At 60.7% G+C, this 18,618-nt stretch carries 14 protein-coding genes; 7 read left to right on the top strand and 7 right to left on the bottom strand.

From position 1 onward, the window contains the following. Positions 1–126 precede the first annotated feature (126 nt). Complete coding sequence (gene uvrD, locus PSH78_RS26230) at positions 127–2,307, bottom strand: DNA helicase II (RefSeq protein ID WP_305497702.1); 2,181 nt, start codon at positions 2,305–2,307, stop codon at positions 127–129. Positions 2,308–2,568: 261 nt separating this feature from the next. On the opposite strand from uvrD, the gene PSH78_RS26225 reads away from it, so the two are divergent. The 3 genes from PSH78_RS26225 to PSH78_RS26215 all read left to right on the top strand — a co-directional run bounded on the left by PSH78_RS26225 (position 2,569) and on the right by PSH78_RS26215 (position 6,835). Next, complete coding sequence (locus PSH78_RS26225; protein ID WP_305497701.1) at positions 2,569–5,433, top strand: EAL domain-containing protein; 2,865 nt, start codon at positions 2,569–2,571, stop codon at positions 5,431–5,433. 195 nt (positions 5,434–5,628) lie between these two features. Next, complete coding sequence (hexR, locus tag PSH78_RS26220) at positions 5,629–6,495, top strand: transcriptional regulator HexR (RefSeq protein ID WP_003187110.1); 867 nt, start codon at positions 5,629–5,631, stop codon at positions 6,493–6,495. Between the two features lie 130 nt (positions 6,496–6,625). Beyond that, on the top strand, positions 6,626–6,835 hold the full coding sequence (locus PSH78_RS26215) for a PA3496 family putative envelope integrity protein (protein WP_305497700.1): 210 nt from the start codon (positions 6,626–6,628) through the stop codon (positions 6,833–6,835). On the opposite strand, the gene PSH78_RS26210 is transcribed toward PSH78_RS26215, so the two are convergent. Further along, positions 6,777–7,739, bottom strand: coding sequence for a LysR family transcriptional regulator (locus tag PSH78_RS26210; RefSeq protein WP_305497699.1), 963 nt, complete (start codon positions 7,737–7,739; stop codon positions 6,777–6,779). The genes PSH78_RS26215 and PSH78_RS26210 overlap by 59 nt on opposite strands. A 186-nt stretch (positions 7,740–7,925) precedes the next feature. Here PSH78_RS26210 and PSH78_RS26205 point away from each other — a divergent pair, with 186 nt between their 5' ends. Together PSH78_RS26205 and oadA are read left to right on the top strand one after the other, a co-directional pair. Continuing rightward, entirely contained in the window at positions 7,926–9,341 is a 1,416-nt protein-coding gene (locus tag PSH78_RS26205; RefSeq protein WP_003206982.1) for an acetyl-CoA carboxylase biotin carboxylase subunit, read from the top strand. A 12-nt stretch (positions 9,342–9,353) separates the two neighbouring features. Continuing rightward, complete coding sequence (gene oadA / locus PSH78_RS26200) at positions 9,354–11,162, top strand: sodium-extruding oxaloacetate decarboxylase subunit alpha (protein ID WP_305497698.1); 1,809 nt, start codon at positions 9,354–9,356, stop codon at positions 11,160–11,162. 63 nt (positions 11,163–11,225) lie between these two features. On the opposite strand, the gene PSH78_RS26195 is transcribed toward oadA, so the two are convergent. After that, a complete protein-coding gene (locus PSH78_RS26195; protein ID WP_370871035.1) occupies positions 11,226–13,406 on the bottom strand; it encodes an autotransporter domain-containing protein in 2,181 nt (726 codons plus the stop codon). A gap of 478 nt (positions 13,407–13,884) precedes the next feature. Here PSH78_RS26195 and PSH78_RS26190 point away from each other — a divergent pair, with 478 nt between their 5' ends. Then, positions 13,885–14,205: a hypothetical protein gene (locus PSH78_RS26190; protein ID WP_305497697.1), complete on the top strand. Its 321-nt coding sequence runs from the start codon at positions 13,885–13,887 to the stop codon at positions 14,203–14,205. A 543-nt stretch (positions 14,206–14,748) separates the two neighbouring features. Here PSH78_RS26190 and PSH78_RS26185 read toward each other — a convergent pair. Together PSH78_RS26185 and PSH78_RS26180 are read right to left on the bottom strand one after the other, a co-directional pair. After that, positions 14,749–15,585, bottom strand: a complete 837-nt coding sequence (locus PSH78_RS26185; protein WP_305497696.1) for an amino acid ABC transporter permease — start codon at positions 15,583–15,585, stop codon at positions 14,749–14,751. Continuing rightward, positions 15,582–16,403, bottom strand: a complete 822-nt coding sequence (locus PSH78_RS26180) for an ABC transporter substrate-binding protein (protein ID WP_305497695.1) — start codon at positions 16,401–16,403, stop codon at positions 15,582–15,584. Before PSH78_RS26180 ends, PSH78_RS26185 begins: the two co-directional genes overlap by 4 nt. A gap of 113 nt (positions 16,404–16,516) precedes the next feature. On the opposite strand from PSH78_RS26180, the gene PSH78_RS26175 reads away from it, so the two are divergent. Continuing rightward, a complete protein-coding gene (locus PSH78_RS26175; protein ID WP_305497694.1) occupies positions 16,517–17,416 on the top strand; it encodes a homocysteine S-methyltransferase family protein in 900 nt (299 codons plus the stop codon). Positions 17,417–17,489: 73 nt separating this feature from the next. Here PSH78_RS26175 and PSH78_RS26170 read toward each other — a convergent pair whose 3' ends face one another. Both PSH78_RS26170 and PSH78_RS26165 read right to left on the bottom strand, forming a co-directional pair. Continuing rightward, a complete protein-coding gene (locus PSH78_RS26170) occupies positions 17,490–18,161 on the bottom strand; it encodes a GNAT family N-acetyltransferase (RefSeq protein WP_305497693.1) in 672 nt (223 codons plus the stop codon). 10 nt (positions 18,162–18,171) lie between these two features. Next, complete coding sequence (locus PSH78_RS26165; RefSeq protein WP_305497692.1) at positions 18,172–18,618, bottom strand: GNAT family N-acetyltransferase; 447 nt, start codon at positions 18,616–18,618, stop codon at positions 18,172–18,174.

Here is an 18,618-nt window from a genome sequence, read left to right as displayed (position 1 = left end):
TCGGGGTTACCAAAATAAATGTGGGAGCGAGCTTGCTCGCGATAGCGGTTTGTCAGTCAGCATCAATAGTGACTGATCGATTGCCATCGCGAGCAAGCTCGCTCCCACAGGTTTCTATGTAAATCTTTAGATCGCTTCCAGCTTCGCATACCCCAGCATCAGCCATTTGCTGCCTTCGCTGAAGTTCACCTGGACCCGGGCCTGGGCACCGGCGCCTTCGAAATTGAGGATCACGCCGTCGCCAAACACCGAATGCCGCACCGCCTGGCCGAGGCTGAAGCCGGTTTCCGGAATGTCGCTACCGCCAAACAGGCTGCTGGTGCCTTGCTGGTTGCCGCCGAATGGTCGGCTGACGCTGTTGGACAGGCGTACTTCCTGGATCAGGCCTTTCGGCACTTCGCGTACGAAGCGTGACACCTTGTTGTAGGTCTCGCTGCCATACAGGCGACGGGTTTCAGCGTAGGTCAGCACCAGGTTTTGCATGGCCCGGGTGATACCGACGTAGGCCAGGCGGCGTTCCTCTTCGAGGCGTCCCGGCTCCTCCAGGCTCATCTTGTGAGGGAACAGGCCTTCCTCCATGCCCACCAGGAACACATACGGGAACTCCAGGCCCTTGGCGCTGTGCAGCGTCATCAGCTGAATGCTGTCTTCATGCTCGTCGGCCTGGGTGTCGCCGGCCTCCAGGGAGGCATGGCCGAGGAAAGCCGACAACGGGGACAGGTCTTCGTCTTCTTCGGTGTTTTCGAAGTTGCGCGCGGCGCTGACCAATTCCTCGAGGTTTTCCACCCGCGCCTGGCCTTTCTCGCCTTTTTCCGCCTCGTGGTAAGCGATCAGGCCGGACTGCTCGATGACGGTCTGGGTCATCAAGTGCAGCGGCATCTGGGCGCATTTGGCAGCCAGGTCTTCGATCAAGTCCATGAATGCCTTCAGGGCACCGGCGGCGCGGCCGGTAACGCCTTTGTTGTCGACCAGTTGGCGCATGGCATCCCACATTGACACGTGGCTATGGCGCGCATGGTCGCGAATCGCCTCGACGGTTTTCTCGCCGATGCCTCGGGTAGGCACGTTGATCACCCGCTCCAGGGCCGCGTCGTTGCCGCGTCCTTCGATCAGGCGAAGGTAGGCCATGGCGTTCTTGATTTCCGCGCGCTCGAAGAAGCGTTGGCCACCATAGATCCGGTAAGGGATCCGTTCGCGCAGCAGGGCTTCTTCCAACACCCGCGATTGGGCGTTGGAGCGATAGAGAATGGCGATATCGCTGCGAGCCAGGCCGGTTTTCAACGCGCTCTCGATGGTTTCCACCACATAGCGGGCCTCATCGTGTTCATTGAAGGCGGCGTACAGATTGATCGCCTCGCCTTCGCCGCCGTCGGTCCACAATTCCTTGCCCAGGCGCCCGGTATTGTTGGCGATCAACGCGTTGGCGGCCTTGAGGATACCGGCGGTGGAGCGGTAGTTCTGCTCCAGGCGGATGACCTCGGCGTCGGGGAAATCCGCCGAGTACTGATGGATATTTTCGATCTTGGCGCCGCGCCAGCCGTAGATCGACTGGTCGTCGTCACCCACCACCATCAGGCTGTCGCCACCCTTGGCCAGCAGGCGCAACCAGGCGTACTGAACCGCGTTGGTGTCCTGGAATTCGTCCACCAGCACATGCCGGAAGCGTTTCTGATAGTGCTCCAGCAGGCCTGGGTGGTCGCGCCACAGGTCCAGGGCTCGCAGCAGCAGCTCGGAAAAGTCGATGACCCCGGCGCGCTGGCATGCCGCTTCATAGGCTTCGTAGATGCTGCGCATGGTCGCCAGGAACAGGTCACCACTGGCCTGGATGTGCTGCGGGCGCAGGCCTTCGTCTTTCTGGCCGTTGATGAACCACTGGGCCTGACGGGCGGGCCAGCGCTGTTCGTCCAGGCCCAGTTCACGGATGACCCGCTTGACCAGACGCTGCTGGTCATCGCTGTCGAGGATCTGGAAGGTCTGGCTCAGGCCGGCCTCCTGCCAATGGGCACGCAACAGGCGGTGCGCCAGGCCGTGGAACGTGCCGACCCACATGCCGGCCGGGTTGAGGCCCATCAACTGCTCGATGCGATGGCGCATCTCGGCAGCGGCCTTGTTGGTGAAGGTCACCGACAGGATCGAATGGGGCGAGGCGTTCTCGACCTGGATCAACCAGGCGATACGGTGCACCAGCACTCGGGTCTTGCCGGAGCCGGCACCGGCCAGGACCAATTGACGACCGACGGAGGCAGCAACTGCCTGGCGTTGGGCGTCGTTCAGGGAATTCAGCAGAAGGGAGAGATCATCGCGCATCGAGGCATTCTAGGGTGCGGCGTCACCCCGGGCAAACCGAGCTTTGCATCAGCCGATAAAAAGCCTCTTGGGTGATGACCGGTTGGTCAGCGCCTACAAGCATGGGCGGGGCTCGTTTTCCAAGGTTATTACCCAATGGAATCGCGACTTTTTCGCTGTTTTTATGAGCAGGAGCAGTGTGGGATGGCCTTTGGCTTGTGTATGCTCGGTGCTCGTTTCGGGTGCAGCACGCGCCCCTGAATAAGAACAAGAACATCGCCTATGACCTCCAGTTCCGATCTGGCGGGGCCCTGCGTGGAGCCGCGCCTCATCTGCAAGCAGTACGCCACGGAAATGGCCGTCGAACGCACCAGATTGTTATATCAGGGTTCGCTGCTGCCCACGCTGTTCATGCTGCTCAACGGGCTGGTGTGCGCGGCGCTGTTATGGACGCCGTCGCGCTACTTCCTGGTCAGCGTCTGGTTGGTCTGGTTGCTGTCGCTGGTGGCGTTGCGGGTGATTCAGGTGGCCGCGTTCGACTCGGCGATACCAAGCCGCCAGGCGCACCCGATCTGGTTGCGCATGTTCCTGCTGGGTTCGGCCATGACCGGCCTGACACTGGCCGGGGCCGGTATTGCCCTGGTCCCGGCGGACAGCTTCCAGCAACAGGCCTGGGTATTCGGCCTGATCGGCGCGGCCACGCTGTCGGCGAGTGTCGCTTATGCCGTGAGCCTTGCGGGGTTCCTGTCCTTTACCTTGCCCTGCCTGTTGCCGGCCATCGGTTATCTCTTCTGGGGCGGCGACGAGCAGCAGCGTGGCTGGGGCTGGCTTGGGCTGGTGGTGTTGGTTTCGCTGAGTGTGGTGGCCTGGCAGGTCAATCGGCTGATACGGAACGGCATGCTGCGCCGGTTCCAGAACCAGGCCCTGATCGAGCATCTGCAGCAAGCACAAGCCCGCGGCGCCCAGCTTAACGAGGCATTGGCCCGGGAGGTCGAACAACGCCGTTCTGCCGAAGCCCAGCTGCGTACGGCGCAGGTTGGCCTGGAGGCGCGGGTCGCACAGCGCAGCCTTGAACTGGAGGCGGCCAGCCAGGCGCTGAGTAAAAGCGAAGCACGCCTGGCACTGGCGCTCAAGGCCAGTGAGTTGGGGTTGTGGGATTGGAACCTGCAGACCGATGAGGTCCATCACACCCAACTCAAGGAGCTGTTTGGCCTGGAACCCGAGTACATAACGGCCATGCTCAGTCATCTCACCCCGCGCCTGCATCCGCAGGATCTTCCGGCGCTCAAGCGTGCCCTGGTCGAGCATCTCAAGGGCCGCAGCGAGGATTACCAGATCGAATACCGCGTTCGTCATGGCGACGGCCATTGGGTCTGGATCGAAGACCGTGGCCGGGCGGTGGAGCGCAGCGCGAGCGGTCGGGTACTGCGCATGGTCGGCACACGGCGAGACATCAGCGCCAGCAAAGAGCTTGAACAACAGCGGCAACTGGCGGCCACGGTCTTTGAAGCGGCCAGCGAAGGCATTGTGATTTTCGACCCCAACTACGCGTTGCTGGCCGCCAACCAGGCGTTCGCCCGGGTTACCGGCTTCGATATCGCCGACATGCTGGGGCGCAGCGTGGTCGACCTGCCCTGCAGTCGCGATGCACGCCGGCACTATCCAATCATTCGCCAGGCCCTCAAGCAGCATGGCACCTGGCAAGGCGAGCTCGTGGAAGCGCGGGCCAACGGTGAACTCTATCCGCAGTGGTTGCAGTTGAATGTGGTGCGTGATCTGCGAGGAAAAGTCAGCCATGTGGTGGGCTTCTTCGCCGATCTATCGGCCCGCCGCGAATCCGAGGAGCGGATGCGCTACCTCACTCATTACGACGAGCTGACCGGATTGGCCAACCGTTCGCTGTTCCGCGAACGCCTGCACGAAGCCCATCAACGGGTTCGCCAGGGCGGGCGCCGCAGCCTGGCACTGCTGCACATCAACCTTGATCGCTTCAAGTTGCTCAATGATAGCCTCGGCCACGACATCGCCGACCAGTTGCTGCAGAAGATGGCCCGCCGCCTGATCAATGCGTTGCCGGAAGCCGACACCATTGCCAGGTTGTCCGGAGACGAGTTCGCCGTGTTGTTCGACGCCTATGGCAATCTTTCCAGCCTGGCGAGGGTAGCGACCCGGCTGTCTGCCAAGCTGCGGCTGCCACTGACGATCGAGGGACATGAGCTGGTGGTCAGCGCTTCGATCGGCATCAGCCTGTTGCCCGACAACGCCCGGGAAATCTCCACGTTGGTCAGCCAGGCGAACATGGCCATGCAACACGCCAAGCACCTGGGCGGCAATAGCTTCCAGTTCTATACCGACAGCCTTCAGGCCAGCACGCTGGAACGTCTGCAATTGGAGAACCAATTGCGCAAGGCGCTTGAGGAACAGCAACTGAGCGTTTTCTACCAACCCAAATTGTGCCTGACGACTGGCCGCCTGAACGCAGCCGAAGCGCTGGTGCGTTGGGATCATCCGACCATGGGCCAGATTCCACCCGCTGACTTCATCGGCTTGGCCGAGGAGACCGGGCTGATCGGACCGATAGGCGAATTCGTGCTCCGCCAGGCCTGCTGGCAGGCGTGCGAATGGCAGCGCCAGGGGCTTGCGCCTATCAGGGTGTCAGTCAATCTCTCGGTGCATCAGTTGCGCCAGGGAAAACTGGTCAGTCTTGTACGCCAGGTGTTGGAGGAGACCGGCCTGGCTCCGCAATACCTGGAGCTGGAGCTGACCGAGAGCCAGTTGCTCGACAGCGTCGAACACATCATCGCGACGTTCCAGCAACTGCGTGATCTTGGGGTCAAGCTGGCGATTGATGACTTTGGCACCGGCTATTCTTCGCTGAGCTATCTCAAGCGTATTCCGGTGGATTACGTGAAGATCGACCAGGCATTTGTTCGTGGCCTGGCGGAGGGCGGGGAGGACGCAGCCATCACCCGGGCAATCATCGCAATGGCTCATGGGCTGTCGCTCAAGGTAGTGGCCGAAGGTGTCGAGCGGCAGGAGCAGCTGGATTTTCTGAAAAACGAGCAATGCGACGAGGTTCAAGGCTATCTCATCAGCCGACCGGTGGGGGCCGAAGGCCTGGCCCGCCTGATGCTCGAGCAGAAATAAGACTGCTTGGTAGCAAAGGGCTCGAGGTCCTGCGATGGCTAGCCTTCGTACCGGCTACACGAAGCGTCCCCCGCCAAAACAAGGGGGAACAAGGCCAATTCAGTTACGTATTGGGCGGGCAGAAAGCCAATTCCTGTAGTATAACTACAAGCTTGCTACATCCCGGCACCCGCCCCATAACAAGAGTCCAGTCCTTTGAACCTGTTGCAACACATCGCCCAGTCGCGCCATCTGCTACGCAAGTCGGAACTGAAGGTCGCCGATCATGTACTGCTTGATCCTGCGGCTGTGATGCACAGTTCCATGGCCGACCTGGCCCATAGCGTCGGCATCAGCGAGCCGACCATCGTGCGCTTTTGCCGCGCGATTGGTTGTTCGGGTTTCCAGGACCTGAAGCTCAAATTGGCGCAGAGCCTGGCGGCGGGTGCGAGTTTTGGCCAGTTCGCGATTCATGAAGACGATTCGGTCGCCGATTACAGCCTGAAAATCTTCGACACGACCCTACACACCCTGATGGAAGTTCGCGAGAAGCTCGATCCGGTGGCGTTGCAGAAAGCGGTCACGGCCATGTCCCAGGCCCAACGTGTCGAGTTCTATGGTTTTGGTGCTTCTGGCGCGGTCGCGGCCGATGCCCAGCACAAGTTCTTCCGTCTGCTGCTCACGGCGGCGGCCTATTCCGATCCACACATGCAGGCAATGTCGGCGGTCACGTTGAAGCCTACCGACGTGGCAATCTGTATTTCCCAGTCGGGACGCTCCAAGGACTTGTTGATCACTGCGAACCTGGTACGCGAAAGCGGTGCCTCGCTGATCACCTTGTGCCCGAGCCAGACGCCATTGGCTGAATTGTCGACGGTGAACCTGGCGATCGACGTGCATGAAGACACGGAAATCTACACGCCATTGACCTCGCGCATCGCGCATCTGGTGGTTATTGACGTGTTGGCCATGGGTGTCGCCATGGCGCGCGGCCCGAGCCTGGTCAATCACCTCAAGAGTGTGAAGCGCAGCCTTCGCAGCTTGCGGTTGTCGCCCAAGTCGGTGAAGGCGCTGGATGACTGAACTCTGATCCCGGGGTTGTAGGCTTCGATGGAGCATCCTGCGAATTCATCGTTCTGTAACGCTCGCGCCGCCAAAGCGTCATCCCGCGCCGTCATCTTGTAACTCCCGTATACGTCTTGGGAGTCTCGACATGACCCAGTCCTACGAAGACCGCAGCGCCGCCAAAACCCGTCGCCAACAGGAAGACCAGCGCCGCATGGCGTTCCGCCGTGCGATCGAAGATCGCTATGAGCAACGGCAGCTTCTGGCAGAAATCAGCGAATTTCCTGACGCCGTAGAGTTCAATTACTGGCAGGCAGCGCCGGCGGCTTCCCGTCGAAACGCTCAACCAGGGCGATAATCTGGGCGCGTTCGCCGCGCACGAATGCCAGAAAGGCATGAGCCACCGGTGACAAGCGCTTAGCCCTGGCCTGCACCAGGCACCAGCTGCGGTACAGCGGCAACTCCTCCACCGGCAACTCGATGAGTGCGCCGGAGCTTAGCTCGCGGCTTACGGCGTGGCGCGTCAACAGCGCCACGCCCAGCCCGGCCACCACGCACTCGCGCTGGGCCTCCGCCGACGCCACTTCCAGCGTCTGGGTGAAATGCACCCGCTTCTCCTTGAAATACTCCTCGCACGCCAGCCGCGTGCCCGAACCGGGCTCGCGCAACAGCAGCGTATAAGGTTCCAGGTCCTGCAGACGCAGCGGGCCGATGTGGCAAAGCGGATGGTCGGGTGGCGCCACGGCAACGATCGGGTTGTTCAGAAATGGCAGGAATTCCAGGCCCATGTCCTGGGGCACCATCGACATGATCACCAGATCGTCACGGTTGTCTGAAAGGCGTCGGATTACCTGGCCGCGATTGACCACGGTGAGGTTCAGATTCACCTCGGGATGTTGGCGCTTGAACGCGGCGAACAGGTGCGGGACGAAATATTTGGCACTGGACTCTACCGCCAGCTTCAATTGCCCCTGCAGTGAACCCTGCATGTCCGAAAGCTGCATGTCGAGGTTCTCCAGCCGCCCGAAGATATCCCGACTGGCGCGTTGCAGGGCTTCGGCCGCTTCGGTCATGTAGAGTTTTTTTCCGACGTACTCAAACAGCGGCTGGCCAATCAGCTCTTCGAGGGATCGAATCTGTAGGCTAACGGCCGGTTGTGTTAGAGACATTTCATCAGCCGCGCGGCTGTATGACCTCAGGTCGCACACCTCATTGAAAATCTGCAGTTGACGCAATGTCATACGCATCAATGACTTACGCATATTTCTGGCTCTCGGGGCGGGGGCGGGCACGACGACTATAAGTCTTTGCTTATGCACGACCCAACAAATATTCATTTTTGTTAATCAACGACCGGGACTAGTGTGGAGCTGCGACCAATTGTTACATCTGGTCACATCGGCCTGGACCTCAGGCCGTGGGTATCACCGGCTCAAGGGAACCTCCAATTGATAACAAAAATCCTGATCGCCAACCGCGGTGAGATTGCCGTCCGAATCGTGCGCGCTTGCGCCGAAATGGGCATTCGCTCGGTCGCGGTCTATTCCGACGCCGACCGCCATGCCTTGCATGTCAAGCGTGCGGACGAGGCCCACAGCATCGGCGCCGATCCGCTGGCCGGCTACCTCAATCCGCGCAAACTGGTGAACCTGGCGGTGGAAACCGGCTGCGACGCGTTGCACCCCGGCTACGGCTTTCTCTCGGAAAATGCCGAACTGGCGGACATCTGCGCCGAGCGCGGGATCAAATTCATTGGCCCGTCGGCGGAGGTCATCCGCCGCATGGGCGACAAGACCGAAGCGCGCCGCAGCATGATCAAGGCCGGCGTGCCGGTGACCCCAGGCACCGAGGGCAACGTGTCGGGCATCGAAGAGGCCCTGACCGAAGGTGATCGGATCGGTTACCCGGTCATGCTCAAGGCTACTTCCGGCGGTGGTGGCCGTGGTATCCGCCGTTGTAACAGTCGCGAAGAACTCGAACAGGCCTTCCCGCGCGTTATCTCCGAAGCCACCAAGGCGTTCGGCTCGGCGGAAGTGTTCCTGGAAAAATGCATCGTCAATCCCAAGCACATTGAAGCGCAGATCCTCGGTGACAGTTTCGGCAACGTGGTGCATCTGTTCGAACGGGATTGCTCGATCCAGCGCCGTAACCAGAAACTGATCGAAATTGCTCCGAGCCCGCAGCTGACACCTGAGCAGCGCGCCTACATCGGCGACCTGTCGGTGCGCGCCGCCAAGGCCGTGGGCTACGAAAACGCCGGCACCGTGGAGTTCCTGCTCGCCGAGGGCGAGGTGTACTTCATGGAGATGAACACCCGGGTGCAGGTGGAACACACCATCACCGAAGAAATCACCGGTATCGACATCGTTCGCGAGCAGATCCGCATCGCCTCCGGGCTGCCATTGTCGGTCAAGCAGGAAGACATCCAGCACCGGGGCTTTGCGTTGCAGTTCCGCATCAACGCCGAAGACCCGAAAAACAACTTCCTGCCCAGCTTCGGCAAGATCACCCGCTATTACGCACCGGGTGGCCCTGGGGTGCGCACCGACACGGCGATCTATACCGGCTACACCATTCCGCCGTTCTACGATTCGATGTGCCTGAAACTGGTGGTCTGGGCGCTGACTTGGGAAGAAGCGATGGACCGTGGCCTGCGCGCCCTGGATGACATGCGCCTGCAGGGGGTCAAGACCACCGCCGCGTATTACCAGGAGATCCTGCGCAATCCGGAATTCCGCAGCGGCCAGTTCAACACCAGCTTTGTTGAAAGCCATCCCGAACTGACCAATTACTCGATCAAGCGCAAACCCGAAGAGCTGGCCCTGGCCATCGCCGCCGCCATTGCCGCCCACGCAGGCCTGTAAGGAATCATGATAATGTCCAAGAAGATCCACGTTACCGACACAATCCTGCGCGACGCCCATCAATCGCTGCTCGCCACCCGCATGCGTACCGAAGACATGCTGCCGATCTGCGACAAGCTCGACAAAGTCGGCTACTGGTCGCTGGAAGTCTGGGGCGGCGCCACCTTCGACGCCTGCGTGCGCTTTCTGAAAGAAGATCCGTGGGAGCGCCTGCGCCAACTGCGCGCAGCGCTGCCCAACACTCGCTTGCAGATGCTGCTGCGCGGCCAGAACCTGCTCGGCTATCGCCATTACAGCGATGACGTGGTCAAGGCGTTCGTCGCCAAGGCCGCGGTAAACGGTATCGACGTGTTCCGTATTTTCGACGCGATGAACGACGTGCGTAACCTGCGCGTCGCCATCGAAGCGGTGAAGGCTGCCGGCAAGCATGCCCAAGGCACCATCGCCTACACCACCAGCCCGGTGCACACCATCGAAGCCTTTGTGGCCCAGGCCAAGCAGATGGAGGCCATGGGCTGCGACTCGGTGGCGATCAAGGACATGGCCGGCCTGCTGACTCCTTATGCCACTGGCGAACTGGTCAAGGCGCTGAAGGCCGAGCAATCCTTGCCGGTATTCATCCACTCCCATGACACCGCCGGCCTCGCCGCGATGTGCCAGCTCAAGGCTGTCGAGAACGGCGCCGACCACATCGATACGGCAATTTCCAGCTTCGCCTGGGGCACCAGCCATCCGGGTACCGAATCGATGGTAGCCGCCCTCAAGGGCAGCGAGTTCGACACCGGCCTGGACCTGGAACTGCTGCAGGAAATCGGCCTGTATTTCTACGCTGTGCGCAAGAAGTACCACCAGTTCGAAAGCGAATTCACCGCGGTGGATACCCGCGTCCAGGTCAACCAGGTACCAGGCGGAATGATTTCCAACCTGGCCAACCAGTTGAAAGAGCAGGGCGCACTCAACCGCATGAACGAAGTACTGGCGGAAATCCCACGCGTGCGCGAAGACCTCGGCTTCCCGCCGCTGGTAACCCCGACCTCGCAGATCGTCGGCACCCAGGCATTCTTCAACGTGTTGGCCGGCGAGCGCTACAAGACCATCACCAACGAGGTGAAGCTCTATCTGCAAGGCGGCTACGGCAAGGCGCCAGGTGCGGTGAACGAGAAGCTGCGCCGCCAGGCCATCGGCAGTGAAGAGGTGATCGACGTACGGCCTGCCGACCTGCTCAAGCCGGAGATGACCCGGCTGCGTGGCGAGATCGGCGCCTTGGCCAAATCCGAGGAGGACGTGCTGACCTATGCGATGTTCCCGGACATCGGTCGCAAGTTCCTCGAAGAACGCGAAGCGGGCACCTTGACCCCTGAAGTCCTGCTGCCGATTCCGGAAGCCGGCAGCGTGAGTTCCGCGGGCGGCGAGGGTGTACCGACCGAGTTCGTCATTGACGTCCACGGCGAAACCTACCGCGTCGATATTACCGGGGTGGGCGTCAAGGCCGAAGGCAAGCGTCATTTCTATCTGTCCATCGACGGCATGCCGGAAGAGGTCGTGTTCGAACCGCTCAACGAATTTGTCAGTGGCGGCAGCAGCAAGCGCAAGCAAGCCACTGCGCCAGGCCACGTCAGCACCACCATGCCGGGCAACATCGTCGATGTGCTGGTCAAGGAAGGCGATGTGGTGAAAGCCGGCCAAGCCGTGTTGATTACCGAAGCCATGAAAATGGAGACCGAAGTCCAGGCAGCCATCCCGGGCAAGGTCACGGCCATTCATGTCGCCAAGGGCGACCGGGTCAATCCGGGCGAAATCCTGGTCGAAATCGAAGGCTGATCCAAACAGTCTCGATGCAACGTTTTACCTCGGGGGAGCAGGTGCTCCCCTTTTTTTTGCCCGTCAGAACGTCATTCGCCATTGTGCGGTCAACGCACCGTTACGGTTGTCCTGGCCCGTTTCACCGTTGTAATTCAGTCCCAGGGTATGACGTGGCGATACGGCAAAATCTAGCCCTGCCTGCCAGAGCAAGCTGTCACGGTCCAGTTCGACGCCTTTGATGGTGTAGGTATTGCCGCCGTTAACCAAGTGCTGATGGGAGCTGCCCCTGATGTCGCCGTATAGGTGCTTCCAGCCGACGTCGACGCGCGGCGTCAACCGCATGCCTTGGTCGAACACAAAAGGGCGAGCGAGGCGCAGGCCGAGGTCGCTGCTGTAGTGTTCTTGGGCCTGGTCGTGGTATCGCAACGCGGCATCGCCACCTTTTTCTACATAGGCGTCGCGTTGGTAGCGTTGGTAACCCAATTGGACGTAGGGCTCTATATCGAACTGTCCGACGTCCAGGTTGTAGCCGACCTGTCCGAAGACCTGTTGCGTCGTGGCGTCGTAACGACCTTTGAGGCGATCCCTGAAACCATTGAACGCGACATGGCGCTCGGTGTTACCGTCATGGCTACCATAAACGGCACCCAGGCGCAGGGCCAGCGGTCCTTCCTGGCGCACGGCGTAGGCGCCCACGAGCCAACTGTCGAGCGCGCCGTTGAATTGATAGCTGTCCAGTCGTGTCTGGGTCTTGCTGCCAATGACGCCCAACCGCCAATTGGAGCTGACAGCCCAATCGGTTCCCAGCACAAGACCCTTGGTCGAATGCTTGAGGGCATAGCTGCCCAATTCCTTGGCGAGGCTACCGCTGTTGCCGATGGCCTGGACCCAGACTTGGCCGTTGGCATGTTCGCCCACCGGATTGTCCCGGCCCATGGCGGAAAGCATTCCCGAGCTGATCGGTGCGACGCTGCTCAGGGTGGCGTTGCCTAGATCTGCAGTGTCGTAGCCGCCCAGTTGGTCGATGGCATCGGCGGCAGTGGCCATGTTGGTGCCAAGCAGGGCGTTGATGGCGACGTTGGGTTTGGGGGCAGGCTTGGCCTCGGCGCTGGCAACAACCGCGGGTGATGCGGTGGGCTCTGACGTTGCACGATTGGCTTGCTGCTCGGCGGCAGGCGATTGTGCAACAGGTGCCACGATGCCGGGTTCGGGCTGCGCAGGGTTGACCGGTTCCGGCTGTTGAAGGGCCTCCACGAATTCGAGCGCGTTGGCGGAGGTGGCTGCCTGTCCCAGTGGGGCATCGTTGCGCTTGAAGGTAAGCCCTACCTGTTTTTCCAGGGTGTAGTCAGGTGTGGCCGTCAAAAAGGCGAGTTCATCGACGACCTTGCCGAATGTCCCTTCAATCTTTTCCGCCTCGATCACGATGCGTCTGTTTGTGTCGACGAACTCACCCGGTACGGAGGGGATCTTCAGAGTCGCATTGCCCAACGTAGCGGTGCCGCCGACCTTGATTGTGCTGCTGCCTTTCTCGGCGTCGATTGCGTAAACCAGCGTCGCGCTCTTGGAAAACTTCAGATCATTCGTCACCGAAGGGGCTCCCGTTGCGGGGCCGACTCCCAGGGTGCCCGCCACGTCCAGCGTATCGACCGTCCCGTTGCCGTTGAAGCGGGCTTTTTTTCCCACGAAGACAGGTCCGGTGACCGTGCCTTGGTTGGTGAGCTTGCCAAGAACGTGCACCGCGCCGTTGATATGACCGCTGTTGAGTAATCTGGCCTTCGAGTCGACCAGGCTATTTGCGTCGAGACGATCGCTGTTCGACCATTCGCCTTGCTTCAAATACACATCCTGGAAATTGCGTATTTCGCCTAATTCGCCTCCCTGGGTATCCAGCTGCAAGACATTGGCTCCGCCGCCGCCGTCAGAGAGCCCGAAGAGTCTGCCTTGCTTGCTGACCATCACCAGATCGTCGCTGCCGTCCTTCAATAAGGCGTCTTCGCGAACGGTCGTCACGTTGTCGCGCTTTATATCTGCTGTTGGTGCCATGAACGCCTTGAGACGAGCCTGCATCTCGGCTGTTGTTTCCAAGGGGAGGGTTTCTCCGGCAACTGACTGAGCTATCGAAGACTCGACACAACCCAGTGCCAAGGCGATCGCCAGTGCGAGATGTTGGGGCAGGAATACATGTTTGGTAGGCATCGAATGCGATCTCTCATGGATGAGATCGCACTTTAGAAATTCCCTCTGGATGGCGATGCCAGCCATGTTCTCGCCGCAGACAGGATTTGGCGGATGGAATCTGTAGGCTGTTCGTGCCGCGATCAGCGCGTCGTCTGGTTGGATTTCAGGGTTCGCAGCTTTGCCCTACAGCTCTTACGGGCCTTTCTGTTTGATCGACATCTGAAGTTGTTCATCGGCCACACTCTGTGCTTTCGGCCGTTGAGGGATAGCGGCTTTTTGCGGGCAATCGTCGTGTTCGGAAGGCTTGTTTAGGTCCTTGGGATGAGAAGAGACGCGCTCCCTCTGAAAGCGCAATTGATCAACTGCTTGAACAAGATTGCACGAGCGCCCCCAATGGCGGCGCTTTTTGCTGCCTGTGTTTTTACATTTATGGCGGCTGTGCGGGGGACATCTTCGGGTGTGCCGGGTTCTCTTGTCCGGTCGGCTAACCCGCGTACAGCTGCCACCGATATTCGTTTAGCCGCGAACGGTGGTAGCTCCTGACTCAAGAGAGCAAAAACCGATGACCAAGTACCACCCCCTTCAAGCCAATACCAGCGTCGGCCCCACACTGTTTATCGACACAGAAGCTGGGGCCTCCGATCTTCCGGATACCGCTGCGCACCGCATCAAAGCCGCTCGCGACTTACTCAACAGTGTTTCCTGTCTCTGCATGAAAAACGCCGAGGGTTATGACCTGGAGCATTTCGCCAACGCCGCACATCTGTTGTTACAGGACGGATGTGATGCATTGGAAGTGTTGGGGTGGAGTATCGGTGGAGGTGATCCCCAATCCTCACCTGCTAGCGATTCTGCTGTACATCAGGCAGATCTTCCCGTCTAACCCCTAAGCTGCAGAGTTGGAGGAACCTTAGGATTGGGACTGATGACTTTGAATGGTCCGGCCCCTTCGCGAGCAGGCTCGCTCCCACAGGAATCCCTGTATGCCGTGAGGTCTGGGTCTGTCGAAGGTTCAGTGTGGGAGCGAGCCTGCTCGCGAAGGCGGTGGGTCAGTTGCGCAAGTGCTGGCACGTGCCTGCTCCTGCTCCTGCTGTTGCTCTGCTTTTGATTCTGATCTCAGCGCCCCATTAACCACGCTGGCCGAACGCAGGCATTGCGCAGTGGGCAACCCGGCATGGATGCCGGGTTAGCCGCGCTGGGCCATGGATGGCCCTTCGCGGCGGCCCACGGAGCAATGCCGGAGTGAGGGCACACCGAGCCCAGGCGAGGTGCCGAGTGGTGGGGCAAAGCGCTTTTGCTTACTTTTGGCGCTCTTCCAAAAGTGAGCCGCCGTAAGGGCGGAACCCCAAGCAGCCGTGACCGCAGCAACGGATATGTACACCATCCCCTAAGAGTACGCACCACCCCTGCAAACCCCAGCAACAGCTCAGCGGTTATGCAGATAAGCCTTCCCATAATGCCGCTCCATCCGCGCCTGAATCAGCTCCAACACAATGGACATCAACCAATAGATAACCGCCGCCGTAGTCAGCATCTCGATATACCGATAGCTGGAACGACCATAGGACTGCGCCAGAAACATCACCTCCCAGACCCCCATCACCGAGATCAGCGAAGAATCCTTGAGCATCGAGATGAACTGGTTGGTGGTCGGCGGGATGATGGTACGCATGGCCTGGGGCAGGGTGACGCGCCAGAAGATCACCGTTTCACCCATGCCCAGGGCGAGGGAGGCTTCTCGTTGGCCGTGAGGCACGCCGAGGATCCCGGCGCGGAAAATCTCACTCAGGTAGGCACCGTAGTTGAGTGACAGGGCGATGATTCCCGCAGCGATGGCGCCCGGGACCACGCCCAGTTGCGGCAGGCCCAGGTAGATCAGCAGGATCTGGATCAACAGCGGCGTGCCACGAAAGAACGACGCGTAGAAGCTGGCGATGCCGAACGCCACCGCGCTGCTGGACAAGCGTGCCAGCGCGGCGATGAAACCCAGCAGTGACGAGGCGACGATGGAGCACAGGCACAGGAACAGTGTCAGCACCGCGCCCTGCAGAAAGCCGTTGGGCGCCAGGTGCACGCCCAGCAGGTTTGGCAGTTTGTCGAGGATGATCGAGAACTTCAGGTCGAAACTCAGGAAGAAACTGGCGAACAGCACCAGCATCGCGGCCCAGGTCAGATACAGCCGTGTGCGAAAACCGAAGATTTTTTGCAGGCGCGACTCAGCCACCGGTGGCGGTGGCTGGATAGGGGGCGGAAAAGAACTCATTGGCTGATGTCGGCACCGATCCATTTTTGCGAAAGCTTGCTCAGGGTGCCGTCCTGCTTCAGTTGGGCAAAGACTTCACGCACCTTGCTGTTCCACTCGGCGTCGCCTTTCTCGATGGCAACCGAATTCGGCTCTGAATACAGCGGCTCGCCGGCCAGTTTGAAGCGCTTGTCTTCGGTCAGGCGTGGCTGCGCGGTCACCAGGTTGGTCAGCACCGCATCCAGCCGAACCCCGGCGCCGAGGCCCAGGTCCTGGAACGCCACGTTGTCGGTATCGTATGGCGCGATCTGCACATCCTCGAACGGGTAGCTCAGCTGGGTATCCTCGGCGCCTTCGATCACCAGGTTCTTGTTCAGGTAGCTTTCGTAGCTGGAGGCGCTGGTGAGGCCGACTTTCTTGCCGCTCAAGTCCTTGGCGCCATGGATGCTGTCGTCCTTGGCGTTGACCACGATCACCGCGGGCGAGGCGTAGTACTGCACCGGAAAATCGAACACTTCGGCGCGGGCCTTGCTCGGTGTCATTGAGCAGATGCAGATGTCGTAGCGGCCACTCCAATGGCCGGCCGCGATCACATCCCACGAGGGCGTTTCCAAGCGCAGCTTGACCCCAAGTTTTTGCGCGACGGCCTTGGCGACGTCCACGTCGAAACCGTCGAGCTGATTCTGGTCATTGAGAAAAGAGAAGGGCGGGTAGCTTTCCATCAACACGCCGACCAGTTCTTTTTTCTGCTCGATACGATCCAGCGTGGTGCCGGCAAGGATCGATGAGGAAGCGGCCAGCAGCGTCAAGCCCAGGGCAAGCGGTAGAGGTAATTTCACGATGAATCCCAGGCTGAAAAATAGGTTGTGATTGGCGGAAGAGTGCGCATTAAATAGTTATAAGAACGACTCCGATAGTGAGTATTTTTCATAAGCTTATGAGTGAATCGCATATGGCCGCAGCAAGGACAACTATTCTCGACGGCGGCATGGGCCGTGAGCTACAACGCCGTGGTGCGCCGTTTCGACAGCCCGAGTGGTCGGCCCTGGCCCTGAGCGAAGCGCCCCAGGCTGTGGAGGCAGTGCATGCGGCTTATATCGCCAGCGGCGCCGATGTGATTACCAGCAACAGCTACGCCGTGGTGCCCTTTCATATCGGTGAAGCGCGCTTTGCCGAGGAAGGCCAGGCGTTGGCGGCATTGGCGGGGGAATTGGCCCGGCGGGCAGTGGAGGCTTCAGGCAAAGCGGTGCGGGTGGCCGGATCGCTCCCTCCGCTGTTCGGTTCCTACCGTCCCGATCTGTTCGACGCGTCCCGCGCCAGCGAGCTGCTGGCGCCATTGGTTGCTGGCCTGGCGCCCCATGTCGACCTGTGGCTGGCCGAGACCCAGAGTTCGACCGTCGAGGCGCGGGCCATTCATGCCGGACTGCCGAAGGACGGCAAGCCGTTCTGGCTGTCGTTTACCTTGAAAGACGAAGACACCGATGAAGTCCCGCGCCTGCGCTCCGGCGAGCCGGTGGCGGACGCCGCGGCAGTGGCGGCGGAGCTGGGGGTCGAGACGCTGCTGTTCAATTGCAGCCAGCCCGAGGTGATTGGCGCAGCGATCGACGCGGCGCGCGAAACCTTCGAGCGCCTGGGCGTGCAAATCCACATCGGTGCCTACGCCAACGCCTTCCCGCCGCAGCCCAAGGAAGCGACAGCCAATGACGGGTTGGACCCGCTGCGCGAAGACCTCGATCCGCCGGGCTATCTGCGGTGGGCGGCAGACTGGCGCAAGCGTGGGGCCAGTCACCTGGGCGGCTGTTGCGGCATCGGGCCGGAGCACATTGCGGTGTTGGCACAGCAACTGCGCTGACCCTGGCTGCAAGCCCCGTGGCGAGGAAGCAAGCGCCTTCGTCACGCGGGCGCCGGGCGGTTCGCGCCGAGGGTCAGGCTCGGCACTGCGCGAGACTGCGCACCTGGCCATCCGCGCTTTGGTTTTCCTCACTCAGCCAGCGCTCGAAGGCTGCGCCGATCGCTGGCCATTCCAAGTCCAGCATCGAATACCACGCGGTGTCGCGGTTCTGCCCCTTGACCACCATATGCTGGCGAAATACGCCTTCAAACGTGAACCCCAGCCGCTCGGCGGCATACCGGGAACGGGCGTTGGCGTTGTTACATTTCCATTCCAGGCGTCGATAGCCCAGGGCGAAACACTCTTTCGCCAGCAGGTACACCGCCTCGGTACTTTTCGGCGAGCGCTGCATCGGCGCGCCGAAGGTGACATGGCCAATCTCGATACGGCCTTGGGCCGGCACGATGGACATCAGGCTGAGAATACCTTGCACGTCGCCACTGGCGCGGTCGATCACGCTGAAGAAATACGGATCGACGTTGGCCGCATGGTTGTTCAGCCAGGTATCGAACCCGCTGCGCTCCTTGAACGGGCCGTAGGGCAGGTAATCCCAGAGTTTCGGATCGGCGCCGGGACCTTCGAGGGCTTGCCACAATCCGTCGGCGTGACGCGCCCGGTCGAGTTTTTCCAGGCGGATGAAGCGTCCTTCGAGCAAGCGCGCAAACGGCGCCGGGACACCTTTCCAATCAGCGAGCGAAGTCGACATGCTGCGTTCCTTAAAGGGCTTTGCGAAATTGAATGTAGCCAGGTCGTTCGGCGATGCGCTCGTAGAGCTGGATCGCGGTCGCGTTGGTCTCGTGGGTCAGCCAGTGCACTTTGCAGCACCCGTCGGCCTTGGCGGTGGTGTAGACAAATTCGATGAGCTGGCGACCTGCGCCCTTGCCTCGGCAGTGTTCTGCCACCAGCAGATCCTGAAGATAGCAGGAGTTCTCGATGCTCCAGTTGGAACGATGGTAGATGAAATGCACCAGGCCCACCGCCGTGTCGCTATCCCAGGCGAGCGCGCCATGGGTGGGCTCACGGTCGTCGAGCAAACGTTGCCAGGTGCTCTGGCACACCGCGTCCGGCAATTCGGTGTTGTAGAACCGCAAGTAGGCCTGCCATAGCGGCAGCCAGGCGGCGTGGTCGGCGGCGGTGACAGGGCGGATCTCAAGCTGGCTCAT

It is taken from the genome of Pseudomonas sp. FP198 (genome assembly GCF_030687895.1).
Classification (GTDB): Bacteria; Pseudomonadota; Gammaproteobacteria; order Pseudomonadales; family Pseudomonadaceae; genus Aquipseudomonas.
This window is presented reverse-complemented; position numbering and strand designations above follow the sequence as displayed.